This is a genomic window from Nonomuraea montanisoli (assembly GCF_013363975.1).
GTDB classification, from domain to species: Bacteria; Actinomycetota; Actinomycetes; order Streptosporangiales; family Streptosporangiaceae; genus Nonomuraea; species Nonomuraea montanisoli.
Map to the genome: position 1 here is coordinate 1 of NZ_JABWGN010000060.1, position 315 is coordinate 315.

Consider the following 315-nt stretch of genomic DNA (forward strand, 5'->3'; position numbering starts at 1 on the left):
GTGGGGTCAGCTCTTGACGAGCAGCTTGCGCAGGCGGGCGCGGCCGAGGTACGCGCCGCCGCCGACCGCGGCCACGCCCATCAGGGCGAGGCCGGCCGAGGCGCTGAGGCCCGGGTCGCCGGAGGCGGCGTCGCCGGCCTCGGCGGTGGAGCGGCCGGAGGTGTGCTCGGCGGCGGTCACCACGCCGGCGACGTCGTTGCCCTTGTCCCGCGCGGAGACGGAGGCCACCGCACCGGTGGAACCGGCGCCGGACTCCTTCGGAGCGGTGGACTTGTCCTCGGCCAGCAGCGGCGGCTTGGCCGGGCTGTGGTCGAC

The 315-nt window shown here is 77.5% G+C and carries 1 protein-coding gene; it reads right to left on the reverse strand.

Features of this window, described 5'->3' with window-relative positions; all coding sequences use genetic code 11:
• Positions 1-6: 6 nt before the first annotated feature.
• Positions 7-315: hypothetical protein (locus HTZ77_RS44970; RefSeq protein ID WP_205304750.1), on the reverse strand; the 309-nt coding region annotated here is incomplete at its 5' end.